Source organism: Azospirillum sp. VT-I1 (genome assembly GCF_055698305.1).
Genome location: NZ_CP168800.1, coordinates 2,644,800 through 2,671,432, shown reverse-complemented (window position 1 = coordinate 2,671,432; position 26,633 = coordinate 2,644,800). Strand labels below are relative to the sequence as shown.

The window sequence follows — 26,633 nt, the reverse complement described above, 5'->3', positions numbered from 1 at the left end:
TGTCAATTTCCAAGAAGCTTAGGCGCAGCCTTTCCCGAGAGGAGCATTCCCATGGCTGAGTTCCTGACCGGCACCACCCGGGGTGGTCAGAGCTGGACCCCGAAATTCGTCGAGTCCATCGACCAGAAGCAGTGCATCGGCTGCGGCCGCTGCTTCAAGGTCTGCGGGCGCGGCGTTTTGAACATGATCGGCCTGACCGAGGACGGCGACATCGTCGACGCCTTCGACGACGAGGCCGAGAAGAAGGTGATGACGGTCGAGACCGCGGCCAACTGCATCGGCTGCGAAAGCTGCTCGAAGGTGTGTTCGAAGAGCTGCATAACGCATGTGCCGGTGGCGGCGTGAGGGGTAGGAGTTAGACCCCCACCTAGCCTCCCCGCTGGGCGGGGAGGGACTGCCGCCACTCCCCCGAACACGCGCTTACCCCCTCCCCCGCCCAGCGGGGGAGGGTTGGGGTGGGGGTCTAACCTCCCCACCCACTCCCCTCAGTACGCATACTCCTTGAACACCGGATCGACGCTGCCGCCCCAGGGGCCGTTGAACTTCTCCAGAAGCTCGTCGGCGGGGCTGCGGCCGGTCTCGGCGATGACCTGCAGGGTGTCGAGGAAGTGGGTCTCGTCGTCGCCCCAATTGTCGTTGCGGGCGCGCCGCGCCAGACCGTCGCGGGCGATCGCCACCACCTCCAGCGCCACCTCGCGCACGCTGCGGTCGCGGAAGCCGGTGCGCAGGCCCGACCGCGGCACCTCGGCGCGCAGATGCGCGCGTTCCTCCGCCGTCCAGTCCTTCACCAGATCCCAGGCCGCATCCAGCGCCACCTGGTCGTAGAGCAGCCCGACCCACAGCGCCGGCAGGGCGCACAGGCTGCGCCACGGGCCGCCGTCGGCGCCGCGCATCTCCAGATACTTCTTCAGCCGCACTTCCGGGAAGGCGGTGGTGGTGTGGTCGGCCCAGTCGGTGATCAGCGGCACCTCGCCCGGCAGGGCCGGCAGCTTGCCGTCCATGAAGTCGCGGAAGGACTGGCCGGCCGCGTCGATGTAAACGCCGTCGCGGTAGACGAAGTACATCGGCGTTTCGAGCAGATAATCGACATAGCGTTCGAAGCCGAAGCCGTCCTCGAACACGAAGGGTATGTCGCCGGTGCGATCCGGATCGGTGTCGGTCCAGATGTGGCTGCGGAAGCTCTGGAAGCCGTTCGGCTTGCCTTCGGTGAAGGGCGACATGGCGAACAGCGCGGTCGCGATCGGCTGCAGGGCCAGCGACACGCGGAACTTCTTCACCATGTCGGCTTCGGACGCGAAGTCCAGGTTCACCTGCACGGTGCAGGTCCGCGTCATCATGTCGAGGCCGAGCGAGCCGACCTTCGGCATGTAGTCGCGCATGATCTTGTAGCGGCCCTTCGGCATCCAGGGGATGTCGGCGCGCGTCCATTTCGGCTGGAAGCCCAGCCCCATCATGGCGATGCCGAGTTCCGCCCCGACCTCCTTCACCTGGCGCAGGTGGCGGTGCACCTCGGCGCAGGTCTGGTGCAGGGTCTCCAGCGGCGCGCCCGACAGCTCGACCTGCCCGCCCGGCTCCAGCGTGATGTTGGCCTTGTCCTGGACCAGCGCGATGATGTTGCCCTTCTCCTCCACCGGCTGCCAGCCGAAGCGGGTCAGGCGCGTCAGCAGCTCGCGGATGCCGTCCGGCCCGTCATAGGGCAGCGGCCGCAGGTCGGAGGTGCGGTAGGCGAATTTCTCGTGCTCAGTCCCGATGCGCCAGTCCGGCGCCGGCTTGCAGCCGGACTCGAGATAGGCCGCCAGTTGGCGGCGGTCGGTGATGGGTTCGCCGCGCGTGGTCGGGGGTGCGGACATGAAGTCTCTCGCGGGAAGTGGACGGAGGAACGGCCGGATAGCGGCCGGTTAAGGGGTCGGCGCGCGGAAAGGCGGACGTCGGTCGCTTCCCCGGCAGTCCAGTCCCCGGCCAAGGACTGCCAGCAGGCCAGCGCCGCCACCACCGCCGTATCGGCCCGCAGGATGCGCGGACCCAATCCCACCGGAACAACAAAGGGGAGTTTGACGAGTTCGTCAAGTTCCGACTGGTCGAAGCCGCCTTCCGGCCCGACCAGCAAGGCCGCAGGACCGGGCGGCGCATCGCGCAGCACGTCGGCAATGGGACGGGCGGAGCCGGCCTCCGCGCACAGATAGAGCCGGCGGTCGGCCGGCCAGCCGGCCAACGCGCGGTCCAGCGGCAGTGCTTCGCCCATTTCCGGCACGCTGAGCCGCTCGCACTGCTCGGCCGCCTCCACCGCGTTGGCGCGCAGGCGGTCGATGTTGACGCGGTTGGGATCGGTGCGGCGGGTGAAGACCGGCCACAGGCGGGACACTCCCATCTCGGTCGCCTTTTCGGCGACAAAGTCGATGCGGCCCTTCTTCAGCGGGGCGAAGAGCAGCCACAGGTCCGGAGTCGAGTCCTGCTCCCGCCGTTGGGACGCGACGGTCAGCGAGCACCAGCCCTTGCCGAAGCCGTCAATGGTCGCCAGCCATTCGCCGTCGCGGCCGTTGAACACCGCGACCGGGTCGCCGCGGTCCAGCCGCAGGACATGGCGCAGGAAATGGGCGCGCTCATGGTCCAGCCCGACCGACTGGCCTTCGGCCAGCGGGCTGTCCACATACAGGCGGGTCTTGATCGGGTCGGCCATGGCTGTCGTCTCCGCGGGGCGGCGCCGACTATAGCCGGCCGCGGGCGTGCAAGTCAGCACATCAGAGACAACGGAAACGCGCAGGGGCAATGCGCGGAAAACGGAGGGCGGGCCGGAGTCCAGCGGAACAGGCCGCCGCGATCAGGCCGGAGCGATCAGGGACTCGATCTGGCGGCGCAGGTCGTTGGGCTGGACGGGCTTGTGCAGGATGCGCACCTGTTCGGCCTTGGCGGCGGCCATCAGCTCGGAGCCGGTGTCGCCGGTCAGGATGATGGCGGGAACGGCGGCACCGCAGGCCTCACGCACCGCACGCACGGCGGTGATGCCGGACCAGCCGTCGCGCAGGCGGTAGTCGGACAGGATCACATCCGGAGCCGGATTGCCCGGCAGCTTCGCCAGGACGGTTTCCACATCCTCGGCAGCCAGCACCCGGTAGCCCCAGGTGTCCAGCATGATCTCCATCCCGGCCAGAATGATCGACTCGTCGTCGATGACCACGGCGAAACGGTCCGGTGTTGCGTTCATGTCCATTTAAGATAGCAGGCCGCTGAGGTTGCAACGAAGAAACAGTATTGGCACGATTTTGGCGCGCGCAAGTCCCCGGCCCGCTATTTTTCATAGCGCCGGTCCGGGCCTTTCGCCGCACCCACCACGCACCCGGCCGAGGCAGCGCACTTGCCGCTGGGACGGCAGCCCGATACCTTCGCGCTGATTGCCTGTTCAGACATCTCCATAGCACAGCGGGAATGCCGCCGTCATGCCCACCGCCTCCACCGGCCCCACTCTTCCCGAGTCCGGCTTCACCGACATCCGCCAGGACGGGTGGCTCGCCCGCCGGCTGCCGGCGGGCTTGCGCCCCTATGTCACGCTGGCGCGGCTGGACCGTCCGATCGGAACTTGGCTGCTGCTGTTCCCCTGCTGGTGGAGCGTGGCGCTGGCGATGCCGCAGCCCTTCCGCGACTGGCCGACGCTGCTCTGGCTGATGGCGCTGTTCGGGATCGGCGCGGTGCTGATGCGCGGCGCCGGCTGCACCGTCAACGACATCCTGGACCGCAAGTTCGACGCGATGGTGGAACGCACCCGCTCCCGCCCGATCCCGTCGGGGCAGGTGTCGGTGAAGCAGGCGCTGGTCTTCCTGGTGCTGCAGCTGCTGGTGTCGCTGCTGATCCTGCTGCAATTGGGGATGACGGCCATCGGGCTGGGCGTGCTGTCGCTGGCGCTGGTCTTCACCTATCCGCTGATGAAGCGCATCACCTGGTGGCCGCAGGCCTTCCTGGGGCTGACATTCAACTGGGGCGCCCTCATGGGGTGGGCCGCGGTGCAGAACGACGTCGGCTGGCCGGCGCTGGCGCTCTATGTGACGGGCATCGCCTGGACGCTGGGCTACGACACCATCTACGCCCACCAGGACAAGGAGGACGACGCCCGCATCGGCGTGAAGTCCACCGCGCTGCGCCTGGGCGACCAGAGCAAGATCTGGATCTACGGCTTCTACACCCTGACCTATGTTGGCATCGGCATCGCCGGCCGTCTCGCCGGTCTGGGCGGCCTGTTCCTGCCGGTGCTGTCGCTGGCGGCGCTGCAACTGGCCTGGCAGGTCGCGACATGGCGGCCGGACGACCAGGGCGACTGCCTGGACAAGTTCAAGTCCAACCGCTGGTTCGGCTGGCTGGTTCTGGCGGCGATCCTGGCGGGGAAGGTTTAGGAGCGCGATGGTGGGGAGGGGGTTGGCTGTCGGTGCCCCCACCCCAACCCTCCCCGCTTCGCGGGAGAGGGTGCCTATCGCGAAACGGCGGCAGTCCCCTCCACCGCCAGAGGCGGGGGAGGGTTAGGGAGGGGGCAATCGGAGCCGGCAATCCCACACCCGCACAAACAAAAAGAGCGGAGCCAAGCCCCGCCCTTCCTGAAACCCTGAAACCCGCCCCGCTCAGCGCTCGCTGGTGTCGGCCAGCTGGGCGACGGAGTTGCCGGCACCGGGCTTGCGGCCGGGGGCGACGGTGCGGCGGCTGCCGGGAGCCGTGACTTCCGCAACGGTCACCGGGGCCGGAGTGGCCTGCGCGGAACCCGGCTTGCGGACCGGCAGCACGGCGACGTCCATGCGCTGCGGCTTGGGGTGGGAAGCGACGGCGGTCGCCGGCAGGCTCTGCGGCTTGCGACCGGGGACCGAGACGCTGTGGCCCTTCTGCGGGTGCAGCGAGGCTTCCATCATGCGCGGGCCGTTGGCCTTGCTGCGGCCGCGCGGCGTGCTGCTGAAGCCCTGGTCCATGCCGCGGTCGCCGGCATCCAGCATCCGGCCGCCACGCGGGGCCTCTTCGCCTTCCGGCATGATGAAGCCGTAGGCGGCATAGACGCGCAGGCCCATCTGGTCGGTCGGCTCGTGCCAGACGCGGACGGCGGACCAGTCGTTGTTGCGGGAGACATCGACCACCCGCATGCCGCGGCGCAGACCGTCGCCGTCGATCCAGCTGTGGTCGACCTCGATGGTGCGGCGGTCGATCACCGCGCTGACCAGAGAGACGTGGCCGCGGCGCATATGGCCGGTGCGCTTGAAGACGAGGACGGAGCCGACGGCGGGGCGATGATCGCGGTCATACTGGCCGGCGGCATGGTCCCACCAGGTCCAGGCGTCGCCGCGGATCGTGAAATCGGAGATGGAGCGGACGGTGCGGACACAATCGCCGTCTTGTGCGGCGGCCGTCGACACGGTAAGGGGGCTCAGCGCGATCAAAGCCGCAAACGAAAGGCCGATGGCGGTTCCCCTCTGCCGCATGACTCCCCAATCCCTCTGTTTTCCCCTGACGAGAACGGGTAACACGGGTTCGCAGCTGTGTCTACACCGTTTGAAATGTGTAACATTCAAAAGCCATCGACCGACATACCCTCAACAGCGGAGTCCCTTGGGAAGCCTCGTATGAACAACGCATCTCCGCAAGATTTCGTCCGCGACAACACGACGCTGACGACCACGCCGCTGTTGCCGGAAATCCAGCTTCATCTTGCCACCGAGGTCACGCCCCTCTGGCAGGCGACCGAGGAGACCTTGGCCGCCACGAATTTGCCACCGCCATACTGGGCTTTCGCTTGGCCGGGTGGACAGGCTGTGGCGCGGCTGTTGCTCGACCGGCCGGAGTTGGTGGCCGGCAGGTCGGTGCTCGATTTTGCCGCAGGCACCGGGCTGGTCGGCATCGCCGCGATGAAGGCGGGGGCGGCGCGGGTCCAGTGCTGCGACATCGACCGCTTCTCGCTGGCCGCCATCGCGCTGAACGCCGAGGCCAACGGGGTGGAGGTCAAGGCGGTCAGCGCCGATCTGGTCGACCGGCCCCTGCCGGGCATCGACGTCGTGCTGGCCGGCGACGTCTGTTACGAGAAGCCGATGGCCGAGCGGGTGACGGCATGGCTGCGCGAGATCGCGGCGACCGGCACGCTGGTGCTGCTGGGCGATCCCGGCCGCGCCTATTTCCCCGCCGGCGGTGTCGAGAGGCTGGCCAACTACACCATCCCGACCTCGCTGGAGCTGGAGGACCGGGAGGCGCGCGAGACGACGATCTGGAAGCTGCTGCCTAACGGGTAAGGCGCGACACGGCCAGCCGCAGGTCGGCCAGGAAGGTCGGCTGTTCCACCAGCTGGCCGCGCAGCAGATAGCTGGGGTGGAAGGTCGGCACTACCTCCACCCCTTCCAGCAGGCGGCAGGGCAGCACCTTGCCGCGCAGCTGCAGGATGCCGTTTTCCCCGGTCAGCGCCCAGGTCGGCGTGCGGCCCAGCGCCACGATCACCGACGGGCGGTAGTCGGCCAGCGTGGCGCGCAGATGCTCGATCTCGCCGGCGAACTCGGCGAGCAGCCGGTCCGACGTGCCGAAGGCGCCCCAGCTTTCGTCGATCTCCCGCCCCTCCTTGCGGGCGCGGGCGCGCGAGGCGAAGAAATGCCCCACCTTGTTGCCCGGCGGCTGATAGCGGAAGACGTTGGCGACCAGGCACTCCGCCCGCTCGATTCCCACGGCGGCCAGCGATTCGTCCAGCAGCTTGCCGCTGCGCCCGACGAAGGGCGTGCCCTGCCGCGCCTCCTCCGCCCCCGGCGCCTCGCCGACGATGGCGAGCCGCGGCCCGTCGACCGGCTTGGTCGGGTACTGGTAATCGGCGAAGGGCATGTCGGTGCGCAGGTCGGTCATCGGATCGTTTCCAGAAATCTTGCCAAATGGGCGCAGTCGGGGCGCCGGGCTTGCCGAAGCGCAGGCCCGAACCCAAGCTTGTAGACGGTAAGGGTCCAGCCCAGACCGCCCACCCTACAAACAAGCCCAACCCACAAACAAGGGAGAGACCGGGATGACACCGCAAGCACCGGCGACGCAGGAACTGGCCGGCAAGACCTGCGAACCCTGCCGCGGCGGGATACCGCCGATGGACCGCGCGATGGCCGCCTCCTATCTGGTGCAGGTGCCGGGCTGGGTCCTGAAGGAGGATCCCGACCGCATCGAGCGCGACTTCAAGTTCCCCGACTTCGCCCAGGCCCAGGCCTTCGCCAATCAGGTCGGCAACCTGTGCGAGGCCGAGGGCCACCATGCCGAAATCCGCTTCGGCTGGGGTCATTGCTCCGTCGCCTTCTGGACCCACAAGATCAGGGGCCTGCACGAGAACGACTTCATCATGGCCGCCAAGGTCAACGGCATCGCCGACGCGCCCTATGTGCCGGCCTCGGTGGGGACACCGCCGCCGCCCTACGTGCAGGGGGCGTGAGGGGGGCTCCGGGCGCCCCCTCCCTCCCACGGCTTCGCCGCGGGTCCCTCCCTTCCCCGTTCTCGGCCGGCCGAAGGCCGGTCCGATTGCGGTAGAGGGTGGATTCGCGAAACGACGGCAGTCCCCTCTCCCGCGGAACGCGGGGAGGGTTAGGGAGGGGGCAATGTGCTACCCCTACCCCCACAACTCCGCCGCCGGCGGCTGGACCACCGCGCCGTCATAGTGCAGCCCCGGCTCGCGGTCGCGGGCCAGCAGCAGCGGGCCGTCCAGGTCGACATAGCGCGCACCCTGCCCCACCAGGATCGCCGGCGCCATGGCGAGCGACGTCGCGACCATGCAGCCGACCATCACCTCGAACCCCATGGCATGGGCGGCGCGGGTCATCGCCAGCGCCTCGGTCAGGCCGCCGGTCTTGTCCAGCTTGACGTTCACCACCCGATAGAGCCCGCGCAGCCGGTCCAGCGACTCCAGCCCGTGGCAGGATTCGTCGGCACCCAGCGGCACCGGGCAATCGACGCCGCGCAGGGACTCGTCCCGGCCGGCGGGCAGCGGCTGCTCGATCATCTCGACGCCCAGCCCGGCCAGCACCGGGGCGAAGCGGTGCAGTTGGTCGAGCGTCCAGCCTTCGTTGGCGTCCACCACCAGCCGGGCGGCGGGGGCGGCGGCACGGACGGCGCGGACGCGGTCGAGGTCGCCTTCCCCGTCAGCTTCATCTTCAGCAGCGGATGGCGCGGCGCCCGCTCGCGCGCCGCGGCGGCCATCGCCTCCGGCTCGTCGACGCTCAGCGTGTAGCAGGTGACCAGCGGCCCCGGCGGCTCGGCCAGCCCAGCCAGTCTCCAGGCGGGCACGCCGCTGCGCTTGGCCTCCAGGTCCCAGAGCGCGCAGTCCAGCGCGTTGCGGGCCGCACCGGGCGGCATCAGCCGGGACAGCGTTTCGCGGTCGAGCCCGCCCGCCACCGCGCCGGCCATCGCCTCCAGCGCGGCGGCGACTCCGTCCACACTCTCGCCGTAGCGGGCGTAGGGCACGCATTCGCCGCGGCCGCGGTGCGGGCCGTCGGTCACCTCCGCCACCACCACCGCGGCCTCTGTCTTGGCACCGCGCGAGATGCGGAAGGACCCGCGGATCGGGAAGCTCTCCCGGCGGACGGTCAGCTGTTGGGCGGACATGATCGCGAACCCCGAAACGGAACAGGGCCGGGAGTGTATCCCGGCCCCGTCCGCAAAGGCGACAGGCTTGAGACGGTAGGCTCACCGTTCCTGGAGGATGACCCCGTACCAGCCCAGCCCCTTGTAGGTCTCGTAACCGGGGGTCAGGGCATAGCCGACGATGCGGTTCTTGTCGTCGATGTAATGGCCCATGGAGCCGGCGTTGCGGCGCAGCGGCACCGTCTCCGTCAGCAGGCCACGGCCGTCGGAGGACGCGATCACCCGGTGGCGGGCGTCGAGCAGCAGGCAGCGCGACCTCTCCCGCTCCCCGGCCTCCAGCCGCACGCCCTCGACCACCGCGGCGGCCTGGGGTTCCCAGTCGAAGAAGATGCCGAGCACACCGATGGCCTCACCGTCCGACTCGCCGTCGCGACGGATGGCAGTGGCATAGGTGGCGACGACGCGGTCGTCCAGGCTGCGGTTGCGGGCGACGTCGCCGACGGTGAACTCGCCGCCGTTGCGGGTGGCCAGCGCCTGACGGAACCAGGGTTCGTCCGACACGTTGGCGCCGCGGGCGCCGGGATAGCGGTCGGGCCGGCCGTTGGCGATGACGGTGCCGTTGCGATCGGCGATCCAGAGGTCGAGATAGACGGTGTAGGATTCCAGGATCACGCCCAGCCGGCGCGAGGCGTGGCGGCGCGCCTCCTCGCTGGGGTCGGCGGCGCAATCGACCACCGCGCTGTCGGTCGCCCACCAGCGCACGTCGCAGGAGCGTTCGTACAGGTTGCGGTCGATGATCTCGATCATGTTCAGCGACAGGTCGGCCAGCCGCTTGCCGTGCATCTCCTGCACCATGGCGCTGCCGGTGGTGGTCAGGTGATCGACGCGGGCGACGATCTCCGACCGCAGCTCCTTGGTGATGCTGTTGACCTGGGTCGAGATCTCGGAGACCTCGTTGGCGACGACGGCGAAGCCGCGTCCGGCGTCCCCGGCCCGCGCCGCCTCGATCAGGGCGTTCATCGCCAGCATCTTGGTGCGCCGGGTGATGTCCTCGATCAAGGACACCTTCTTCGAGGCAACATCCAGCACGCCCCGCGACAGCTCGAACAGATCGGTGCCCGCCATGCTCATCGTCTTGTCCCCCGTCATGACCGTCCCTGAGTCCCCTTCATCAAAAGCCATGCCAACGGTTGCCGGCCCATCGCCGGCCACCCATCCTCCCCGATTTCCGCGGCACTTGGCCGCGGACGACGCGCAAGCCCCGGAGTGCTGGGGAATGCCGCTCGGTTAAGATGCTGAAACAAAAGGCAGGCTGGCGTGAGGTTGCTCAAGGGACCGCGGCACCGGCAGCCGTCCGTCAGCCATATTGCCGACTGGTAACACGATTTCTCGCTAAATTCGTAACAAAAAGTCCATCGCAGCCGGAAAGACGCCAGATCAATTCCATAGCGCGGGATCCCATGCACATGCTGTGCACATTCCCCGGGCAGTTGATGCGGCACGCGCCGATGCGCCGGGGAAATGATGTCAGGCGACGCGGTGCATCTCGTCCAGGAAATGCTGGACCTCGCGGGTCAGCCGGTCGGCCTCCGCCGCCATGCGTTCGGACGCGGCGAACACCTCGTGCGCGGTGCCGCTGGTGCGGCCGGCGGCGTCGGTGACCTCGCGGATGTCGTCGGACACCGCACGCGTGCCGGCGGCGGCCTGCTCCATGTTGACGACGATCTCGCGCACGGCGGAGCCCTGCTGCTCGATCCCGGCGCTGATGCCGGCGGCGATCTGGTTGATCGAGGTGATGGTGCGGCCGATGCCGACGATGGCCCCGACGGCCTCGTCGGTGGAGGACTGGATGCCGGCAATCTGGGCGGCGATGTCGCCAGTGGCCTTGGCGGTCTGGTCGGCCAGCCGCTTCACCTCCTGGGCGACGACGGCGAATCCCTTGCCCGCCTCGCCGGCACGGGCGGCCTCGATGGTGGCGTTGAGCGCCAGGAGGTTGGTCTGGCTGGCGATGTCGTTGATCAGGGTGATGACGTCGCCGACCGTGCGCGCCGCCCCCGACAAAGTGGCGACCAGCGCGTTCGACCGTTCCGCCTCGCCGGCCGCGGTCTCGGCGACGCGGGCGACCTCGCCGATCTGGCGGGCGATCTCGGCGATGGAGGCGGACAGCTCCTCCGTCGCCGCGGCGACGCTGCCGACATTGCTGCCGGTCTGCGCCGCGGAGGCCGCGACCGACGACGCCTTGCCGGTGGCCTGGGTCGCGTCCGTCTCCATGGTGCGGGCGGAAACCTCCAGCTTGTGGGCGGTATGGGCCACCTCGCTGCACACGCTCTGGATCTGGCCTTCGAAGCGCTGGGTGACGCCGGCGAAGCCCGCGACCTTCTGGGAAATGCTCTCCGTCGCCGCATTGATGGTGCGGCTGGCGTGCAGGAAGCCGCCCTGCATGCCGCGCAGCACGATCCGACGGAAATACTTGTGTTCCGACACCGCATGCATGGAAGCGGTCGCCTCGCGCACGAAGGCGTCGGTGCGGTCGATGGCGTCGTTGGTCGCGTGCATCAGCTCGCCCAGCGCCCCGCCCTCGCGGATGCCGGTCACCCGCGCCTCGAAATCGCCGGCGGCGACCGCAAGGTTCACCTCGGTCAGTTGCCGCACCACCGCGCCGGCACGGCGCAGGAACAGGCCGGCCCCGCCCAGCGCGGCGAGCCCGGCCAGCGCCAGACCGGCACGCAGCACGGTTCCGCCGGCATTCAGCAGTTCGACCGCCAGCAAGGCTGATAGCGCTGCGATTCCCAGCGCGACCAGCCAGCCGGCCCGGGTCAGGGACGACGCGTTAGAGGGAGAAGACGAATTCGTCATACCCGATTCCCTTCTCGGCCAGCAGGGCGAGGACGGCGGCGAATCCGGCCTCCATCCCCTGCTTGCGGTCGGCATGGCTGTTCTCGATGTCCAGGAGCTGGCGATAGAGCGGGATGACCTTCTCCAGCGCCGCGCGCTCCGGCACCCGGCGGGAGGAATGGTAGCCGATCACCCGCCCATCGGCGTCGAAACTGGGCGTGACATGGGCGAAGACCCAATAATGGTCACCGTTGCGGGCGCGGTTGACCACATAGGCGAAGATCTCCCGCCCCGCCTCCAGCGTGTCCCACAGCAGCTTGAAGACGCAGCGCGGCATGTCGGGATGGCGCACGATGGAATGGGGGGCGCCCATCAGCTCCGATTCGCTGTAGCCGGCGACCCGCTGGAACACCCGGTTCGCGTAGGTGATCCGCCCCTTCAGGTCCGTCTTGGAAACGATGACTTCATCCGGGTCGAAGAAGCGTTCCACCCCCGTCAGGGGAACGTCGCGTCGTGCCATGTGCCTTCCGGTCTCCCGCATCCCCGACCCGCCAGGATCGCGCCGGTCGCAGCGCAATCCCGGATGCGGCTAAAACCGGCGGCAGGAACGGAATATGTCCGGATCGGCATGCCGCGCGATGCCCCGCACCGCGGGCGCCGCAACGAATTGCACTGTAATGTGACGGAAGCTTGCAGGAAAGACCCTACCTATTGCGGTGCTGAAATATTTGGGTACGGACGGTCCGGCGGGTCAGCCGCCCTATTCCGGCGGATAGGGGATGATCAGCAGCCGGTCGGCCGGCGGGTTGTCCACCGTCACAACGGTGCCGTCGGGCCAGCGCACCTCCACCTGCTCCACCGCGTGGAGCGGGCCCAGGCCGAAATGGGCCACCGGCTCGCCCTGGCAGAGATAGCCGGAGCCGGCGCACACCGCCCGGCGCTGGCGCCGCCCGCCGGCGGTCAGGCTGACGACCGCGCCGCGGGCCGGCGCGCCGAAGGGGGTCAGCGGCTGAACCCGCAGCCAGCCATTGCCGGTCGCCGCCGGGCGGTAGACCGACAGCGGCTGCGCGCCGCCTTCCCCCATGACCGCCGCCATGACCGCCGCCATGCGCGCTGCCATGCGCCAGCACCAGTTCCAGTCGGCCGTCGCCGTCGATGTCGGCGGCGACGGCGCCGGTGCCGAGCCCCTTCGGTTCGATGGCGTCGCCAAGCTCCAGCTCCTGCCATTGGTCGTTGCGCCAGCCGAACAGCCGGTTGGGCTCGCCATGGGCGTGGAAGAACAGCTCCTCATAGCCGTCATTGTCGAAATCGGCGGCGACGACGGTGAAGATGCGGCCGGGCATCGAGAAGTCGGCACCGGCGGTCTCGACGAACCCGCCGCCCATGCGCTGCTGGAAATAGCGTTGCGCACCGTCCCAGGTGCCGACCACCAGATCGAACAGCCCGTCGCCGTCGGCATCCAGCGCCACCACCGCGCGGCCGGAGGGGCGCGAATCGGCAATGCCGCGCTCCTCCGCGATCTCCTCGAAATTGCCGTCGCCGAGGTTGCGGAACAGCTCGTTGGGACCGCCGTCGTTGACCGTCACCACATCCATGTGGTCCGACACGATGGACAGGATCGTGACGCCGCGCGCCGCGCCGATCGAATCGAGCCCGGCCTCCTCCGCCCCGTCCTCCAGCCGTCCGCGGCGGGTCAGCTCGTACAGGCGCAGGGGCCCGCCGTCTGTCGCCACCAGGAAGCCGTAGCGGCCATGGCCCCAGCGGTCGATGGCCGCGACCGCGCCGGCCGCGGTGTGGTTGGCGGCGCCGGCATTCTCCGCCTGGGCGAACAGGTCCAGCCAATGCCTGCCGAAACAGGCGAACAGCCGGTCGGCCATGTCCTTGGTGCCGGTGGCGCGGTCGCAGTTGACCACATACAGCTCCTCCCGCCCGTCGCCGTCGACGTCGGCGGCGGCCAGCCCCAGGGCGGGACCGGTGGGATCGGCGAGCAGCGGGTCGGCGACATCGACCAGCCGGCCGTCGACCCATTTCAGGACGAGATTGGCGGTGCGGTAGCCGGCCACGACCAGCTCGAAGGCCCCATCGCCGTCGATGTCCGTGACCGCAATCCCGTTTGATGGCCGCGGCGGGTTCTCGGCGATCAGCGACGAGCAATCGAGGAACATCGGCACCCTCTTGTCCCGTGGTCGGTCACCGCCGGCAGCTCCGCTTCCTGGACCCGTCATAGGCAGGCCTTTGGAGCCATTGGCCTTTCGTGCGGCGTATCCCTGTTGATACCCCGTCCCCGCCCGGCCGTAAACCCGGACGGATGATCAGGTGCGGCCTATGTCCGATGCCGAGGCCGGCGGCGGACCATGTGGATGGGGCCGAAAATGCGAAATCCCCCGGCGCGGCCGCACCGGAGGGATTCGGGCAACTCGGGAGGCCGCGGCAGCCGCCGCGCGCCCGCTCAGATGCGCTTCTTCGCGCCGGCATTGCCGCTGATCGGGCGTTTGGCCGCCGCATCGTCGTTGCCGGCCGGCTTGTCGCCGGCCTTGGCCGCCGCAGCGGCCTTGGCCTGCTCGCGGGCCGGCAGTTCGATGTTGACCTCCAGCGTCGAGCAGTCGCCGCCGCGGTCGAGCTTCACCTCGACCTTGTTCTCGTCGATGTTGACGTATTTGGCGATGACCGCCAGCAGCTCCTGCTGGAGCATCGGCAGATAGTCGGGGCCGCTGCGCCCGGCGCGCTCGTGCGCCATGACGATCTGCAGACGCTCCTTGGCCTGGACGGCCGACGCGCGCGGTGCCGCGCGGAAGAAGTTGAAGATGCTCATGCGCTCCTCCGCAGGAGCCGGCTGAACAGGCCCTTCTTCTGGGGGGTGACGAAGCGGTGCTCGATGTCCTCGCCCAGGAAGCGGCCGACCGCGTCCGAATAGGCCAGACCGGCGTTGGAAACCTCGTCGAGGATCACCGGCATGCCGACGTTGGAGGCGCGCAGCACCGCCTGGCTTTCCGGAATGACGCCGAGCAGCGGGATCGCCAGGATCTCCAGCACGTCGTCGACCTTCAGCATCTCGCCCTTCTCGACGCGCTCCGGGTCGTAGCGGGTCAGCAGAAGCTGCTGGGTGACCGGCTCCAGCCCCTGCTCAGCCCGGCGGGACCGCGAGTTCAGCACGCCCAGGATGCGGTCGCTGTCGCGCACCGACGAGACTTCGGGGTTGGTGACGATGATGGCGTGGTCGGCGAAATAGAGCGACATCAGGGCGCCGCGCTCGATGCCGGCCGGGCTGTCGCACAGGATGTAGTCGAATTCCTTCGACAGCTCGTTCAGGACCTTCTCCACCCCCTCGCGGGTCAGCGCGTCCTTGTCGCGCGTCTGCGAGGTCGGGAGGATGTAGAGATTCTCGATCCGCTTGTCCTTGATCAGCGCCTGGTTGAGCTTCGCCTCGCCGTTGATGACGTTGATGAAGTCGAAGACCACCCGGCGCTCGCAGCCCATCACCAGATCGAGGTTGCGCAGACCGACGTCGAAGTCGATGACGACCGTCTTGAAGCCGCGAAGCGCCAGTCCGGTCGCGAAGGCCGCGGACGAGGTCGTCTTGCCGACACCGCCCTTGCCGGAGGTCATGACGATGATCTTGCTCAACGGAGCCTCTCCCATAATCCCAAAGTTGCCGTCACCGATACCATAGACGATCCGAAGATTTCACCCTCCGGAACGGAACCTGTCCTGCCGCGCCTCAGCCCGTCTTCAGAAGGTCCATGCTGAGGACGCCGTCGCGCAGGAAAACCTGCACGGCTTTCTTGTAAAAGTCACTGCCGATGTCTTCGCTGACACGATAATTGCCTGCGACCGATAGCACCTCCGCCTCCAGGCTGTGGCAGAAGATGCGGGCGTTGGCGTCGCCGGAGAAACCGGCCAGCGCCCGGCCGCGCAGCGCGCCATACACATGGATGTTGCCGTCGGCCAGCAGCTCCGCCCCGGGCGAGACGGAGCTGGTGACGATCAGGTCGGTCTTCTCGGCATAGACCCGCATGCCGGAGCGCACCGGCTCCGTCACCACCACGGTCGGGCGGTGGACGACCTCGATCAGCACCTGGGGTGCGGCGACCGGCGCCTGCTGGTCGTGCTGCCGGGGATCGGGAGCCTTCACCACCTCTTCCAGCTTGGCGGCGCGGCCCGACGGCATCGGCGTCAGGCCGACATTCATCGCCGCCTCGCGCACCGGCTGCGGGCCGCCCTGGAAGCCGACCGGCAGCAGGTTCAGCGCCTGCACCTGCGCCACGAAGGCGCCGAGGTCGAAGACGATGCCCTCCGGCAGGTCGTCGAAATCCAGCACGACCGGGGCGTTGTGGAAGAAATTGGGCGCCTGGCGCACCTTGACGTTCAGCTGGGTGAAGAAATTCGGCGATGTCGGAGCAAAGACCTTCAGCACCATCATGGTGAAGGAGTTGCCACGCAACTGGAACGGCACATCCCGTTCGGCGACCTGACTGGCGCTGCTCACCGTAGCCTTCCCGTTCGTTCCTGCCGTCCCGTGCCGTAAGTCCGGTCCGCCATGCGTCTGGTTCCGCCCTGCGTCCGGTCCGGAGCCGCCCGCCATCACGCGCGGCACCGGCATCGAGCCAGCCAATCCGCGCCTTCTAGCCGTCCGCAGCGGTCGGATTCAAGAGTTTCCCCGCCCCCACGGGTGACAATCGCATGCCGCACCCGGCCGCCCGGCCATCGCCCGGCACCGGCCAAATCCCCACCCGCCCTGCCGGCGCCGGGCGCGACGATGATCGGGACAGCGATCTGGGGTCGCGACCGTCCACCTGCGCGGACAGGCCAGGGTTGCAGCATATCGTTCGATTTCCCCCGTGGCCGCACAGTGTAATGAAAGCGTCCGGCAGCGGCAAAGCCTTTCGCCCGCATCGGCCGGAAGGCCATCCGGCGGCCGATGCGGCTCGGCGGAAAGGGTTACCAACCCCGCCCCTTCCGGCTTTCCTGCGGCACCCACACCACATCTAGTATGAATATTTCGCGTCGGCCGCAATTTTGCCTGACGTGGTGCGTTGAGACCGGTACAGTCAGGTTGCGTGGCTTCCAACGACGACGAGGTTCTCTTGCACCTTGTTTCGCTTACAGAGCACCTCCCCCGTCGGCCCGCACCGGCATGTCCGGATCCGGCACGATGCCCGGCCGCAGCGCCCGGCGAAGCACTCATCAACGCGCATCCATGCGTCCGGTCGAGCCTCCCCCTGCGGGAGGTTTTTTTGTGCCCGAAGCCATCGTGACCCGGTCCGGCGCCACCCCCACCATTCGAGGAGATGCGACATGGCCAAGCGTTCCAGCAAAGGCATCGCCGCGGCGGGCGACTCCACCGTCCACCCGCTTTTCCCCGGCATGAGCAGCCCCAGCGTCTCCGGCTGGGATCCGCTGGGTGGGGGCGACGACCGCCGCGACCAGAGCTATCTCCGCAAGGTGAAGCCGCAGAACCCCAACCAGAAGCTGCTGATGGACGCCATCAAGACGCACAATCTGGTGGTGGCGCTCGGGCCGGCCGGCACCGGCAAGACCTACATCGCCATCTCCTCCGCCGTGGAGGCGCTGGAAGCGGGAAGCGTCGACCGCATCGTCCTGTCCCGCCCGGCGATCGAGGCGGGCGAGAGCATCGGCTACCTGCCCGGCGACATGCACGAGAAGATGGCGCCCTTCCTGCGCCCGCTCTACGACGCGCTGACCGATCGGCTGGGATCCAAGCGGCTGCGGATGATGATGGCAGACGGCACCATCGAGATCGCACCGGTGGGCTTCATGCGCGGCCGCACCCTGAACAACGCCTTCGTGGTGATCGACGAGGCGCAGAACTGCACCTATGCCCAGATCAAGATGCTGCTGACCCGGCTGGGCTGGCATTCCACCATGGTGCTGACTGGCGATCCCGACCAGACCGACCTGCTGGACAATTTGTCCGGGCTGGCCGACATCGCCCGCCGGCTGGAGGCGGTGGAGGGCATCGCCGTCGCCCGCTTGACGGAAAAGGACATCGTCCGCCATCCGCTGGTCGCCAGCATGCTGACGGTGCTCTGACCGCGGCGTTTCGCCGCAACGTTGCACGGGAGGCGTCGAAATGGCGTCTCCCGCCCCTTTCTACCGCAGAAATCGCCCTTCCACACCCCATTATGGTTGCATTTATGACATTCAGTTGAACGAAGCGTAGGACATACGAACATATCGGCTTGACGGCGGCTTCCGCCCCGGCAAATGTCCCCGAAATTTTAGGGGCATCGCCGAGGGAGGCCGCAACCGTGACCGTTGCCGTGTTCGAACGCATCAGCATCCGGGGCAAGATCGCAGCGATCCTGGCGGCGTCCGGTGCCGGGCTGGTCCTGATTGCCGTGGTCAGCCTGATGGGGCTGCGCGACGAGATGATGGCCGACCGCCGCGACAAGACCCGCAACGTGGTTGAGATCGCCCACAGCCTGATTGCGCATTTCGAGGCGCGGGAACGGGCCGGCGCCCTCTCCCGCATCGAGGCGCAGGCCGGCGCGAAGGCCGCGCTGAAGGCGTTGCGCCATGACGGCGACGAGTATTTCTTCGTCACCGACCTCGGCCCGCGCATGGTCATGCACCCGATCAAGCCGGAGTTGGACGGCACGGACGTGTCGCGCAACGCCGATCCCAACGGCAAGCTGCTGTTCCAGGAGTTCGTGCGCGTGGTGAAGGCCGACGGTGGCGGCTTCGTCGACTATCTCTGGCCGCGTCCCGGATCGGCGGAGCCGGTGGCGAAGCTGTCCTACGTCAAGGGATTCGCCCCCTGGGGCTGGCTGGTCGGGTCGGGCATCTACATCGACGACGTCGACGACGCCTTCAGCCGCGCCGCATGGCGGCTGGCCGGCACCGGGCTGCTGATCGCGCTGGCCGCCGGACTGCTGGCCCTGCTGGTCAGCCGGGCCATCGTCCGGCCGCTGGGCGGCCTGGGCCAGGTGATGGAGGAGCTGGCCGGCGGCAACAGCGCGGTGGCGGTGCCCGGCCTCGGCCGCGGCGACGAGATCGGCGCCATGGCCCGCACCGTTGAGATCTTCCGCGTCCAGCAGATCGATCTCGCCCGCCATTGGGAGCGGCAGAGGATCGAGCATCGCGTCGGCGAGCAGCGCGCCCAGGCGCTGAAGCGGCTGACCGACCGCTTCGACGCCACCATCGCGGAAACCATCCGCACCGTCGGCGCCGCCGTCGGCACGCTGGAGACCACCGCCCGCACCCTGTCCGCCACCGCCGACCGCAACCGGCGCGAGGCGACCTCCGTCGCCGGCGCCTCGCAGCAGGCCTCCAGCAGCGTGCAGACCGTCGCCTCCGCGGCGGAGCAGCTGACCGGGTCCATCGCCGCCATCGGGCAGCAGGTGGTGACCTCGTCGGCCATCTCCACCCAGGCGGTGGAGGCTTCGCAGAAGGCGGGCGAGCGGATCGACGGGCTGGGACACGCCGCCCAGAAGATCGGCGAGGTGGCCGACCTGATCGCCGGGATCGCCGGCCAGACCAACCTGCTGGCCCTGAACGCCACCATCGAGGCGGCGCGGGCCGGCGAGATGGGCAAGGGATTCGCCGTGGTGGCCGGCGAGGTGAAGACGCTCGCCAACCAGACCGCCAACGCCACCGAGGAGATCGCCCGCCACATCGCCGACGTGCAGGAGGCGACGCGCGCCGCCGTCGCCGCCATCCGCGAGATCGGCACCATCGTCGCCCGCAGCGACGAGATCGGCACCTCCATCGCCGCCGCCGTCCAGCAGCAGGGTGCCGCCACCGGCGAGATCGCCCGCAGCGCCGGCGAGGCAGCGGAAGGCACCCGGCAGGTCTCCACCAGCATCGATGCGGTGTCCGACGCCGCCCAGGAAACCGAACGGTCGGCCGAGGCCCTGCTGGACGCCGCCGGCGGACTGTCGCGGCAGGCCGATGGGCTGCGCGGCATGGTCGACGCCTTCCTGGTCAATGTGGAGGCGATCAACGCGGCGCCGCTGGCCGCCCTGCACGGAGCGCCGCCGGACGGGTCGGAGACCTTCATGCCCTGGACCGACGGCCTGACGGTCGGCGAGGAGGCGATCGACACCGACCACATGATCCTGATCGCCCTGATGAACGAGGCCGCCGCGCTGGCGCGGCGGGCGAAGGACTCCCCGGCGGCGACCGGCGCCCGCTTGGCGAGGCGGTCGGCCGGCTGCTGGCCTATACAGCTCTGCATTTCGAGCAGGAGGAGCGGCTGATGGACCAGTGCGGTTATCCCGACGCCAGGGCCCACAAGGCCCAGCACGAGGCGCTGCGCACCCGCGCCGGCGACCTGCGCCGCCGGCTGGATGCCGGCGACTCCGTGGCCGACGAGCTGCTCGCCCTGGTCCGCGAATGGCTGTTCGAGCATATCCAGCGCGCCGACAAACGCATCGGCGAGCATCTGGCCGCCACCCGCGGCACGGCCGGGGGCGTGGCCGGGGGAGCTGCCGGCGGAGAAGGGGCCAGGAAAGCCGCGTGAGGGGCATATGGCCTAAGGAGTGGCGCCGCCCTGCCTCTTGACCTGGGCCGCAAGCGGCCCCATTCCTGACGGACCATGAAGGCACGACTCATCCGCATCGCCGCCGCGTCCGTCCTGGCCATCGCCGTGTCCGCCGGCATCGCCTGGTGGCAGGTGCGCAACGCCGCAACCACCGTGGAAAGCGGGACGAAGTCCGCCGTGCCCATCGGCGGCCCCTTCACGCTGACCGACAACCGCGGCCGCACCGTCACCGACGCCGATTTCCGCGGCAAATACATGCTGATCTATTTCGGCTACACCTATTGCCCGGACGTCTGCCCGACCGAACTGGGGGTGATGACCCAGGCGATGGACCAGCTGGGGCCGAAGGCGGAGCAGGTGCAGCCGGTCTTCATCACGGTCGATCCCGACCGCGACACTGTGGCGCACATGAACGACTATGTCGGGCTGTTCCACCCCCGGCTGGTCGGGCTGACCGGCACGGCGGAGCAGGTGCGCGAGGCCGCGCGCGCCTACCGCGTCTATTACGCCAAGGCGCCGCAGAAGGATGGAAAGCCCGAGGATTACCTGATGGACCATTCCAGCTTCATCTACCTGATGGGGCCGGACGGGAAGTTCGTCGGCGTGTATCCCGGCGGCACCGCGGCCGACAAGATCGCGCAGGATCTGTCCGGCCGCATCGCCGGCTGAACGGCGCATAGGGGGTGAAAAGCCCCCGAAAAGCCCGGAAAAGCGGTCATACCACCGGGTTTTTTCGCATGCTGGAGCGGGACAACGCGCCGCACCGCGGCAAAATCCGCGACATTTCCTGTCTTTCTCAATCATTTCAATAGCTTACACCGCAGGTTTTGCGACTTGACAGGGTAGCGCCCCACCCGTATGGTCTCGCCGCTTTCGCATGGCTGCGAGCCAACGAGTGGCCAGGGGTGATTGAGAGGCGGAATGAACAACAAAACGCCCCCCGATCCCCTGGACGATCTCGAAGCCCGGTTGCGGAAGGCGCGTGAGGGAGAACGCGGCTGGTCTGGCGGACCCGGTAGCAAATACCACCGTCCGCCGCAGGGTGCCCTCGCCACCGCCTGGCGCATCGGGACGGAGCTTGTTGCTGCCATGATCGTCGGCGTCGGCGGCGGGCTTCTGCTCGATCGCTGGCTCGGCACCGCGCCCTGGGGACTGATCGTCATGTTCTTCCTGGGGGCCGCGGCGGGAGTCCTGAACGTCTACCGGGCCGTCACCGGCTTCGGCATCGCCGCCGGCTACCGCCGGCCCACTGGGGACGACAACGAGCGCCAAGACGGCGACGCACACTGAGCGAGGACGACCTTGGATCCGCTGCACCAGTTCCAAATCAACCCGTTGTTCCAGATCGTGCTCGGCGGCTACGACGTGTCCTTCACGAACTCGGCCTTCTTCATGGTCGTGGCCGTGGCGGCGATCTACGCCCTGCTGGTCATGGGCATGGCGAACAAGTCGATGGTTCCCGGCCGCCTGCAGTCGCTGGCCGAGATGTTCTACGAGTTCGTCGCGAACCTGGTGCGCGACAACGCCGGCCACGACGCCAAGCCCTACTTCCCGTTCGTGTTCTCGATCTTCATGTTCGTGCTGATCGGCAACATGATCGGCATGATCCCCTACACCTTCACCTTCACCAGCCACATCATCGTGACCTTCGCGCTGGCGGCGACGGTGTTCGTGTTCGTGACCATCCTGGCCCTGCTGAAGCACGGCCTGCACTTCTTCTCCTTCTTCATGCCGCACGGCGCTCCGATCGCGCTCGCCCCGATCCTCATCCCGATCGAGGTGATCTCCTACGTGATGCGCCCCGTCAGCCTCTCGATCCGACTGTTCGCCAACATGATGGCCGGTCACACGATGCTGAAGGTCTTTGCCGGCTTCACGGTCATGATGATCAGCGGTCTCGGCGCGCTGGGCTTCGTCACCGGCCTCGTCCCGCTGGCGATCAACGTCGCCCTGACCGGCTTCGAGTTCCTGGTGGCTTTCCTGCAAGCCTACGTCTTCTCGATCCTGACCTGCCTGTACATCCGCGACGCCCTGGAACTGCACTAAGCGGCTCCCGGCGGTAGTCCGGACCTCCTGTTCACCTCAAGTTCCAACAAGTTCACCCTTACCTAGAGGAAGAGAGTACAATGGATCCTCAAGCCGCCAAGTTCATCGGTGCCGGTCTGGCTGTCATCGCCCTCGCCGGTGTCGGCCTGGGTATCGGCAACATCTTCTCGACCCTGATCGGCTCGATCGCCCGCAACCCGGCCGTCCAGCCGAAGGTCTTCCCGATCGGCATTCTGGGCTTCGCGCTGACGGAAGCCGTCGCGCTGTTCGCGCTGCTGATCGCCTTCCTGATCCTGTTCGCCTAAGGCCAGAGCGGCTTTTAAAAACAGCTCTGACGCGGCGCCGGGCTTCTTAAGCGAAGTTTCGGCGCCGCTCCTTTGCCTAGGGGGACCGATCATGCCGAACCTGTTGGCCAAAGGCCGGCTGGCCCGCTGGTCGGGAGTGGCGGGCGCCTCGCTCGTCACCCTCACCACGATGGCCGGCACCGTCCTGGCGGCCGCGGCGGAGCACGCTCCGGACGCGGCGCACGGCGGCGAGCACGCTTCCGGCGGCCTGCCGCAGCTCAATCCCGCCAATTTCCCGACCCAGATCTTCTGGCTGGCTCTGACCTTCGGCGTTCTCTACTACCTCATGTCCAAGAAGGCGCTCCCGCGCGTGGCCGAGGTTCTGGAAGCGCGGCAGGAGCGCATCTCGCGCGATCTCGCCAAGGCCGCCCAGCTGAAGGAAGAGGCCGAGGCCATCCTGGCCCAGGTCGAGAAGTCCCTCGCCGGCGCCCGTGCCGAGGCCCAGGGCGTCATCGCCCAGGCCAGCGCCGACATCGAGGCGAACAACCAGGCCCGTCAGGCCCAGCTGAACGCCGACATCACCGAGCGTCTGCGCAGCGCCGAGGCGTCCATCGCCGCGGCGAAGGACCAGGCCCTGGCCAACATCCGTGCCGAATCGACCGGGATCGTCCGCGACATCGCCGGCCGTCTGGCCGGTGTCGACGTCGATCAGGCCCAGGCGGACGCCGCTGTCGCGGCCGTGCTTGAGGAGCGCCGGGGATGAACTCACCTGAATTTTGGGTCTTCGTCGCCTTCGTCATCTTCGTGGCCCTGGTCTGGAAGAAGGCGTCGGCCGCCATCGGCACCGCCCTCGACGGCCGCGCCGAGCGCATCCGCTCCGAACTGGACGAGGCCGAGCGTCTGCACAAGGACGCCCAGGCTCTGCTGAACGGCTACCAGCGCCGTCTGGCCGACGCCCAGAAGGAAGCGGAGGCCGTCCTGGCCCACGCCCGCGAGGAAGCCGCCCGCCTGCGGGCCCAGGCCGGTACCGACCTGGAAGCGTCGCTGAAGCGCCGCGAGGCCCAGGCCATGGACCGCATCGCTCAGGCGGAAGCCGCGGCGCTGGCCGAGGTCCGCAACCTGACGGTCGACGTCGCCATCGGCGCCAGCAAGCGCGTCCTGTCCGGCGGCCTGCCGCCGGTCCAGGCCGACAAGCTGATCGAGCAGTCGATCGGCGAGCTTCCGAAGCACCTGCACTGATCGGTCCCCACCGGTTGGAGTCACAGGGTTCCGCCGCAGCACGGGTTTCCCGATCATTGTTGCGGCATGAACAACGGACTTTCGAAAAACCCCGGCCTAGGCGCCGGGGTTTTTCTTTGCTCGAATGGAACCGTTCCCGCCCTCCCCCACCGCCCGGCCGGAGTTCCGTTCGTTCATGTCGTCCAATGCCCAGCCCTCCGCCGCCCCATTCCCCTCGGTCTTCGTCTCCCACGGCGCCCCGACGCTGATCCTGGAGACCAGCGCCGGCCGCGATTTCCTGGCCGGGCTCGGCCGCAGGCTCGGCCGGCCGAGCGCCATCCTCGCGGTTTCCGCCCACTGGACGACCCGCGGCCCCACGGTCAGCGGCGCCACCGCGCCGGAGACCATCCACGACTTCTACGGCTTCCCCGACGCGCTCTACCGCATGCGCTACCCCTCCCCGGCGCGCCGGCGCTGGCGGAACGGGTCGCGGAACTGACCGGCGCCGCAGTCGATCCGGCGCAGGGCCTGGACCATGGCGCCTGGGTGCCGCTGATGCTGATGTATCCGGACGCCGACATCCCGGTGGCGCAGCTGTCGGTGATGCCCCACCGCAGCGCCGCCGACCACATCGCGCTGGGGCGGCAGCTGGAGTCGCTGCGGCGGGACGGCGTGCTGATCCTCGCCAGCGGCGGCGCCGTCCACAATCTGCGGGAGTTCCGTTTCGGCGGGACCGGCACCGCGGCCTGGGCCACCGGCTTCGCCGGCTGGCTGGACCGGACGCTGGAGGCCGGCGAAACCCAGACTCTCGGCGACTGGCTCACCGCCAGCCCGGACGCCCGCCGCGCCCATCCCAGCGACGAGCATTTCCTGCCTCTGCCGGTGGCCTTCGGCGCCGCCGGTCCGCAGCCGAGGACCGAGCGGCTGCATGCCGGCTTCGAACATGGCAGCCTGGGCATGCATGCCTACGCCTTCACCTCCGGGGATGCCGCCTGACCTTTGGCGGTACTCCGTCGCACACTTGTCTGTTTGCCTGCGGAGATCACCAAGCTACAATCCGCGCCGCGCGGGGACCGGCCAACGGTTGTGGTCGTCCATGCGATTCGTCAGGCACAGCGCAAGCGGGAGTCGGTGTGAAGCGGAACGGCATTCTGTCCCGGAGCGGCCGCCGGACCCGATTCCGCGACATGACCGTGTCGGCCCGGGTCGGCACGGGCTTCGGCATTGCGCTCGGGCTGGTGGTCCTGCTGGCGCTCGTCGGGCTCGGCTGGTTCTACGCGGTGTCGCGCGACATCGGCGCCTTCTCCGGCCGCGCCGACCTGTCCCAGGCGGCGGCGGATGCCGACGTCAGCCTGCGCGACCTGGAGGTCGCCGTGCGCGACCATCTGACCTACGGCGACGACCAAAGCCTGCTCGACGCCTCCTGGCGGCACGACACGCTGCGGGAGCGGCTCGACACCCTGTCGAAGGGCGCGGTGGAGACCGCGGACCGTCAGGGCGTCGACAAGGCCAAATCCGCGCTGGAGGATTACTGGGCGGCGGTGCAGAAGGTCATCGCCCTGCGCAGCGACCGCAACGGCCAGATCACCGGCGTGCTGGAGCCGATGGTCGCCCAGACCCGCCAGAAGCTGGACCATCTCAAGAGCGCCGGCGGTGTCGATTCGACCGCTCTGGCGAGCGACGCGGCCATCGCCGTTCTGCTGATGCAGGACCATCTGACCCGCTACATCGACCGCCGCGATCCCCAGGATGCCGAAGCGATGCGCGCCCAGCTGGCCGTCGCCCGCGACCGGCTGGCGGAGATGAACCGCTATTTGTGGGTTCCCGGCACCAAGCAGGCGATCGACGAGGTGGCGGCGCTGCTGTCCAAGGCCGGTGGCGTGCTGACCGCCATCGAAGCGGCCGTGGCGGAGGAGGACACCCTGCGGGCCGAGGCGATGGCGGCCAACGCCGCCGGCATCGCCGCCAACCTGGGCGAAATCCGCCGCCGGGCGGAGGCAGGGACCCAGGCGCTGCGCGGCACGCTGAGCAACGGACTGTCGGGCTACACCACCGTCGCCCTGTGGATCGGCGGCGCGGTGCTGTTGGCCGGCCTGCTGGCGCTCTGGCTGGTCCAGCGCAGCGTCGCGGCGCCGATGAAGACGATGGCGACGGCGGTGACGGCGCTGGCCGCCGGCCGCACCGACGTGACGCTGCCGGCGCTGACCGGCCAGGATGAAATCGCGGCCATGGCCCGCGCGGTGGAGGTCCTGCGCACCACCGCCGAGGATACCGAACGCGAGCGCCGCGAGGCGGAGGTGGAGCACACCCGCCTGCTGCGCGAGAAGGCGCAGGCCGAGGCTGCCAGCCGTGCCAAGAGCGATTTCCTGGTCAATATGGGGCATGAACTGCACGGCCCGCTAACCGAGATCGTCAACGCCAGCCAGTCGCTGATGACCGACCTGCACCGGCTGGGCGTGGACGAGCTGGCGACCGACGTCGAGCATATCCAGTGGACGGGCGAGCAGCTGACCACCCTGGTCGACGCCCTGCTGGATTATGCGAAGATCGAGGCCGGGGCGATGGACGTCTGCCTGCAGGACTTCGACATCAACCGGCTGCTGACCGAGGCGCGCGAGCGGTCGATGCCCGCCGCCGACCTCTACGGCAACGCGCTGGAGCTGACCGCCCCCGCCGGGCTCGGCCAGATGCATTCCGACTTCACCAAGGTGCGGCAGACCCTGCTGAGCCTGCTCGACAACGCCTGCAAGTTCACGCAGGAGGGCACCGTCACCCTGTCGGCGGAGCGGGTCGAGCGCAACGGCACCCGCTGGTACCGCTTCACCGTGGCCGACACCGGCCGCGGTTTCCCCAGCGCGCAGACCGGCCGGCTGTTCCAGCCCTTCGTCCAGGGGGCCGGCAACGGCGCCGTTGCGACGCGTGGGCAGGGCAAGCCGCGGGGCGCCGGGCTGGGCCTGACGCTGGTCGGCCATTACACCGCCATGCTGGGCGGCGACATCGAGGTGGCGAGCGAGCCCGGTCAGGGCACCCGCATCACCATCGCCCTCCCTGCCGTCTATGAAGCGCCGGCGGAAGAGCGCGCGCTGCAGGTGGAGGCGGTCGGCAATGCCAAGCCGCTGCTGCGGGTCGCCTCGCTGAAGCCGGCCGGCCATCTCGCCGGCAGCAACTCGATGACGCAGATCGGGCCGTAACCG

27 protein-coding genes and 3 pseudogenes are annotated in these 26,633 nt (G+C 68.8%); 16 read left to right on the top strand and 14 right to left on the bottom strand.

The window, feature by feature from the left end:
- Positions 1-51: 51 nt before the first annotated feature.
- A complete protein-coding gene (gene fdxB / locus AB8P05_RS12875) occupies positions 52-345 on the top strand; it encodes a ferredoxin III, nif-specific (RefSeq protein WP_455171150.1) in 294 nt (97 codons plus the stop codon).
- 140 nt (positions 346-485) lie between these two features.
- Here the strand turns inward: fdxB and AB8P05_RS12870 are convergent, their stop codons facing one another.
- The 3 genes and pseudogenes from AB8P05_RS12870 to AB8P05_RS12860 all read right to left on the bottom strand — a co-directional run bounded on the left by AB8P05_RS12870 (position 486) and on the right by AB8P05_RS12860 (position 3,202).
- Positions 486-1,850, bottom strand: a complete 1,365-nt coding sequence (locus AB8P05_RS12870; protein ID WP_472758208.1) for a glutamate--cysteine ligase — start codon at positions 1,848-1,850, stop codon at positions 486-488.
- A 155-nt stretch (positions 1,851-2,005) separates the two neighbouring features.
- Positions 2,006-2,677 (bottom strand): annotated as a pseudogene (locus tag AB8P05_RS12865) (16S rRNA (uracil(1498)-N(3))-methyltransferase); the annotation flags it as partial.
- A gap of 141 nt (positions 2,678-2,818) precedes the next feature.
- Entirely contained in the window at positions 2,819-3,202 is a 384-nt protein-coding gene (locus AB8P05_RS12860; RefSeq protein WP_472758207.1) for a response regulator, read from the bottom strand.
- Positions 3,203-3,434: 232 nt separating this feature from the next.
- Between AB8P05_RS12860 and ubiA the strand changes: the two genes are divergently transcribed.
- Positions 3,435-4,382 carry a 4-hydroxybenzoate octaprenyltransferase gene (gene ubiA, locus AB8P05_RS12855; RefSeq protein WP_472758206.1) on the top strand — a complete coding sequence of 316 codons (948 nt, stop codon included), beginning with the start codon at positions 3,435-3,437 and terminating at the stop codon, positions 4,380-4,382.
- A gap of 222 nt (positions 4,383-4,604) precedes the next feature.
- On the opposite strand, the gene AB8P05_RS12850 is transcribed toward ubiA, so the two are convergent.
- Positions 4,605-5,381, bottom strand: a complete 777-nt coding sequence (locus AB8P05_RS12850; protein ID WP_472758205.1) for a CHAP domain-containing protein — start codon at positions 5,379-5,381, stop codon at positions 4,605-4,607.
- A 207-nt stretch (positions 5,382-5,588) separates the two neighbouring features.
- Between AB8P05_RS12850 and AB8P05_RS12845 the strand changes: the two genes are divergently transcribed.
- A complete protein-coding gene (locus AB8P05_RS12845) occupies positions 5,589-6,248 on the top strand; it encodes a class I SAM-dependent methyltransferase (RefSeq protein WP_472758204.1) in 660 nt (219 codons plus the stop codon).
- Here AB8P05_RS12845 and AB8P05_RS12840 read toward each other — a convergent pair.
- On the bottom strand, positions 6,238-6,843 hold the full coding sequence (locus AB8P05_RS12840) for a uracil-DNA glycosylase (RefSeq protein ID WP_472758203.1): 606 nt from the start codon (positions 6,841-6,843) through the stop codon (positions 6,238-6,240). The genes AB8P05_RS12845 and AB8P05_RS12840 overlap by 11 nt on opposite strands.
- Before the next feature lie 154 nt (positions 6,844-6,997).
- On the opposite strand from AB8P05_RS12840, the gene AB8P05_RS12835 reads away from it, so the two are divergent.
- Positions 6,998-7,408 (top strand): 4a-hydroxytetrahydrobiopterin dehydratase, encoded by a 411-nt coding sequence (locus tag AB8P05_RS12835; protein ID WP_455171142.1) that lies wholly within the window; start codon positions 6,998-7,000, stop codon positions 7,406-7,408.
- A 174-nt stretch (positions 7,409-7,582) separates the two neighbouring features.
- Here the strand turns inward: AB8P05_RS12835 and dgcA are convergent.
- From dgcA to minC, 9 genes and pseudogenes are all read right to left on the bottom strand, one after another.
- Positions 7,583-8,574, bottom strand: a pseudogene (gene dgcA / locus AB8P05_RS12830) (N-acetyl-D-Glu racemase DgcA).
- An 81-nt stretch (positions 8,575-8,655) separates the two neighbouring features.
- A complete protein-coding gene (locus AB8P05_RS12825) occupies positions 8,656-9,702 on the bottom strand; it encodes a PDC sensor domain-containing protein (protein WP_455171140.1) in 1,047 nt (348 codons plus the stop codon).
- Between the two features lie 378 nt (positions 9,703-10,080).
- The gene (locus AB8P05_RS12820) at positions 10,081-11,409 is read right to left on the bottom strand and encodes a methyl-accepting chemotaxis protein (RefSeq protein WP_472758202.1); all 1,329 of its coding nucleotides are present in this window, start codon (positions 11,407-11,409) and stop codon (positions 10,081-10,083) included.
- Positions 11,384-11,908, bottom strand: a complete 525-nt coding sequence (locus AB8P05_RS12815) for a PAS domain-containing protein (RefSeq protein WP_472758201.1) — start codon at positions 11,906-11,908, stop codon at positions 11,384-11,386. Before AB8P05_RS12815 ends, AB8P05_RS12820 begins: the two co-directional genes overlap by 26 nt.
- A 240-nt stretch (positions 11,909-12,148) precedes the next feature.
- A complete protein-coding gene (locus AB8P05_RS12810) occupies positions 12,149-12,472 on the bottom strand; it encodes an ASPIC/UnbV domain-containing protein (protein WP_472759346.1) in 324 nt (107 codons plus the stop codon).
- A gap of 253 nt (positions 12,473-12,725) precedes the next feature.
- Positions 12,726-13,553: pseudogene (locus AB8P05_RS12805) on the bottom strand (FG-GAP repeat domain-containing protein); the annotation flags it as partial.
- Positions 13,554-13,837: 284 nt separating this feature from the next.
- A complete protein-coding gene (minE, locus tag AB8P05_RS12800; RefSeq protein WP_472758200.1) occupies positions 13,838-14,200 on the bottom strand; it encodes a cell division topological specificity factor MinE in 363 nt (120 codons plus the stop codon).
- Positions 14,197-15,012, bottom strand: coding sequence for a septum site-determining protein MinD (gene minD / locus AB8P05_RS12795; RefSeq protein WP_149223123.1), 816 nt, complete (start codon positions 15,010-15,012; stop codon positions 14,197-14,199). The genes minE and minD overlap by 4 nt, the downstream gene beginning before the upstream one ends.
- 94 nt (positions 15,013-15,106) lie before the next feature.
- Entirely contained in the window at positions 15,107-15,874 is a 768-nt protein-coding gene (gene minC / locus AB8P05_RS12790) for a septum site-determining protein MinC (protein ID WP_455171135.1), read from the bottom strand.
- 809 nt (positions 15,875-16,683) lie between these two features.
- On the opposite strand from minC, the gene AB8P05_RS12785 reads away from it, so the two are divergent.
- The 12 genes from AB8P05_RS12785 (at position 16,684) to AB8P05_RS12730 (ending at position 26,630) form a co-directional block, all read left to right on the top strand.
- Positions 16,684-17,439 (top strand): PhoH family protein, encoded by a 756-nt coding sequence (locus AB8P05_RS12785; RefSeq protein ID WP_472758199.1) that lies wholly within the window; start codon positions 16,684-16,686, stop codon positions 17,437-17,439.
- Positions 17,440-17,657: 218 nt separating this feature from the next.
- The gene (locus AB8P05_RS12780; protein WP_472758198.1) at positions 17,658-19,607 is read left to right on the top strand and encodes a cache domain-containing protein; all 1,950 of its coding nucleotides are present in this window, start codon (positions 17,658-17,660) and stop codon (positions 19,605-19,607) included.
- A complete protein-coding gene (locus AB8P05_RS12775; RefSeq protein ID WP_472759345.1) occupies positions 19,562-19,870 on the top strand; it encodes a hemerythrin domain-containing protein in 309 nt (102 codons plus the stop codon). The genes AB8P05_RS12780 and AB8P05_RS12775 overlap by 46 nt, the downstream gene beginning before the upstream one ends.
- 75 nt (positions 19,871-19,945) lie before the next feature.
- Entirely contained in the window at positions 19,946-20,560 is a 615-nt protein-coding gene (locus AB8P05_RS12770; protein WP_455171132.1) for an SCO family protein, read from the top strand.
- A gap of 252 nt (positions 20,561-20,812) precedes the next feature.
- On the top strand, positions 20,813-21,181 hold the full coding sequence (locus AB8P05_RS12765; RefSeq protein WP_455171131.1) for an AtpZ/AtpI family protein: 369 nt from the start codon (positions 20,813-20,815) through the stop codon (positions 21,179-21,181).
- 12 nt (positions 21,182-21,193) lie between these two features.
- The gene (locus tag AB8P05_RS12760; RefSeq protein ID WP_455171130.1) at positions 21,194-21,937 is read left to right on the top strand and encodes a F0F1 ATP synthase subunit A; all 744 of its coding nucleotides are present in this window, start codon (positions 21,194-21,196) and stop codon (positions 21,935-21,937) included.
- 80 nt (positions 21,938-22,017) lie between these two features.
- Positions 22,018-22,242 carry an ATP synthase subunit C family protein gene (locus AB8P05_RS12755; protein WP_012973363.1) on the top strand — a complete coding sequence of 75 codons (225 nt, stop codon included), beginning with the start codon at positions 22,018-22,020 and terminating at the stop codon, positions 22,240-22,242.
- A 91-nt stretch (positions 22,243-22,333) separates the two neighbouring features.
- A complete protein-coding gene (locus tag AB8P05_RS12750; protein WP_472758197.1) occupies positions 22,334-22,984 on the top strand; it encodes a F0F1 ATP synthase subunit B family protein in 651 nt (216 codons plus the stop codon).
- Entirely contained in the window at positions 22,981-23,460 is a 480-nt protein-coding gene (locus AB8P05_RS12745) for a F0F1 ATP synthase subunit B family protein (protein ID WP_472758196.1), read from the top strand. The genes AB8P05_RS12750 and AB8P05_RS12745 overlap by 4 nt, the downstream gene beginning before the upstream one ends.
- A 175-nt stretch (positions 23,461-23,635) precedes the next feature.
- Entirely contained in the window at positions 23,636-23,938 is a 303-nt protein-coding gene (locus tag AB8P05_RS12740; protein ID WP_472759358.1) for a DODA-type extradiol aromatic ring-opening family dioxygenase, read from the top strand.
- Entirely contained in the window at positions 23,914-24,435 is a 522-nt protein-coding gene (locus tag AB8P05_RS12735; protein ID WP_472759344.1) for a DODA-type extradiol aromatic ring-opening family dioxygenase, read from the top strand. Before AB8P05_RS12740 ends, AB8P05_RS12735 begins: the two co-directional genes overlap by 25 nt.
- Positions 24,436-24,626: 191 nt before the next feature.
- Positions 24,627-26,630, top strand: a complete 2,004-nt coding sequence (locus AB8P05_RS12730) for an ATP-binding protein (RefSeq protein ID WP_472758195.1) — start codon at positions 24,627-24,629, stop codon at positions 26,628-26,630.
- The last annotated feature ends 3 nt before the right edge of the window (positions 26,631-26,633 follow it).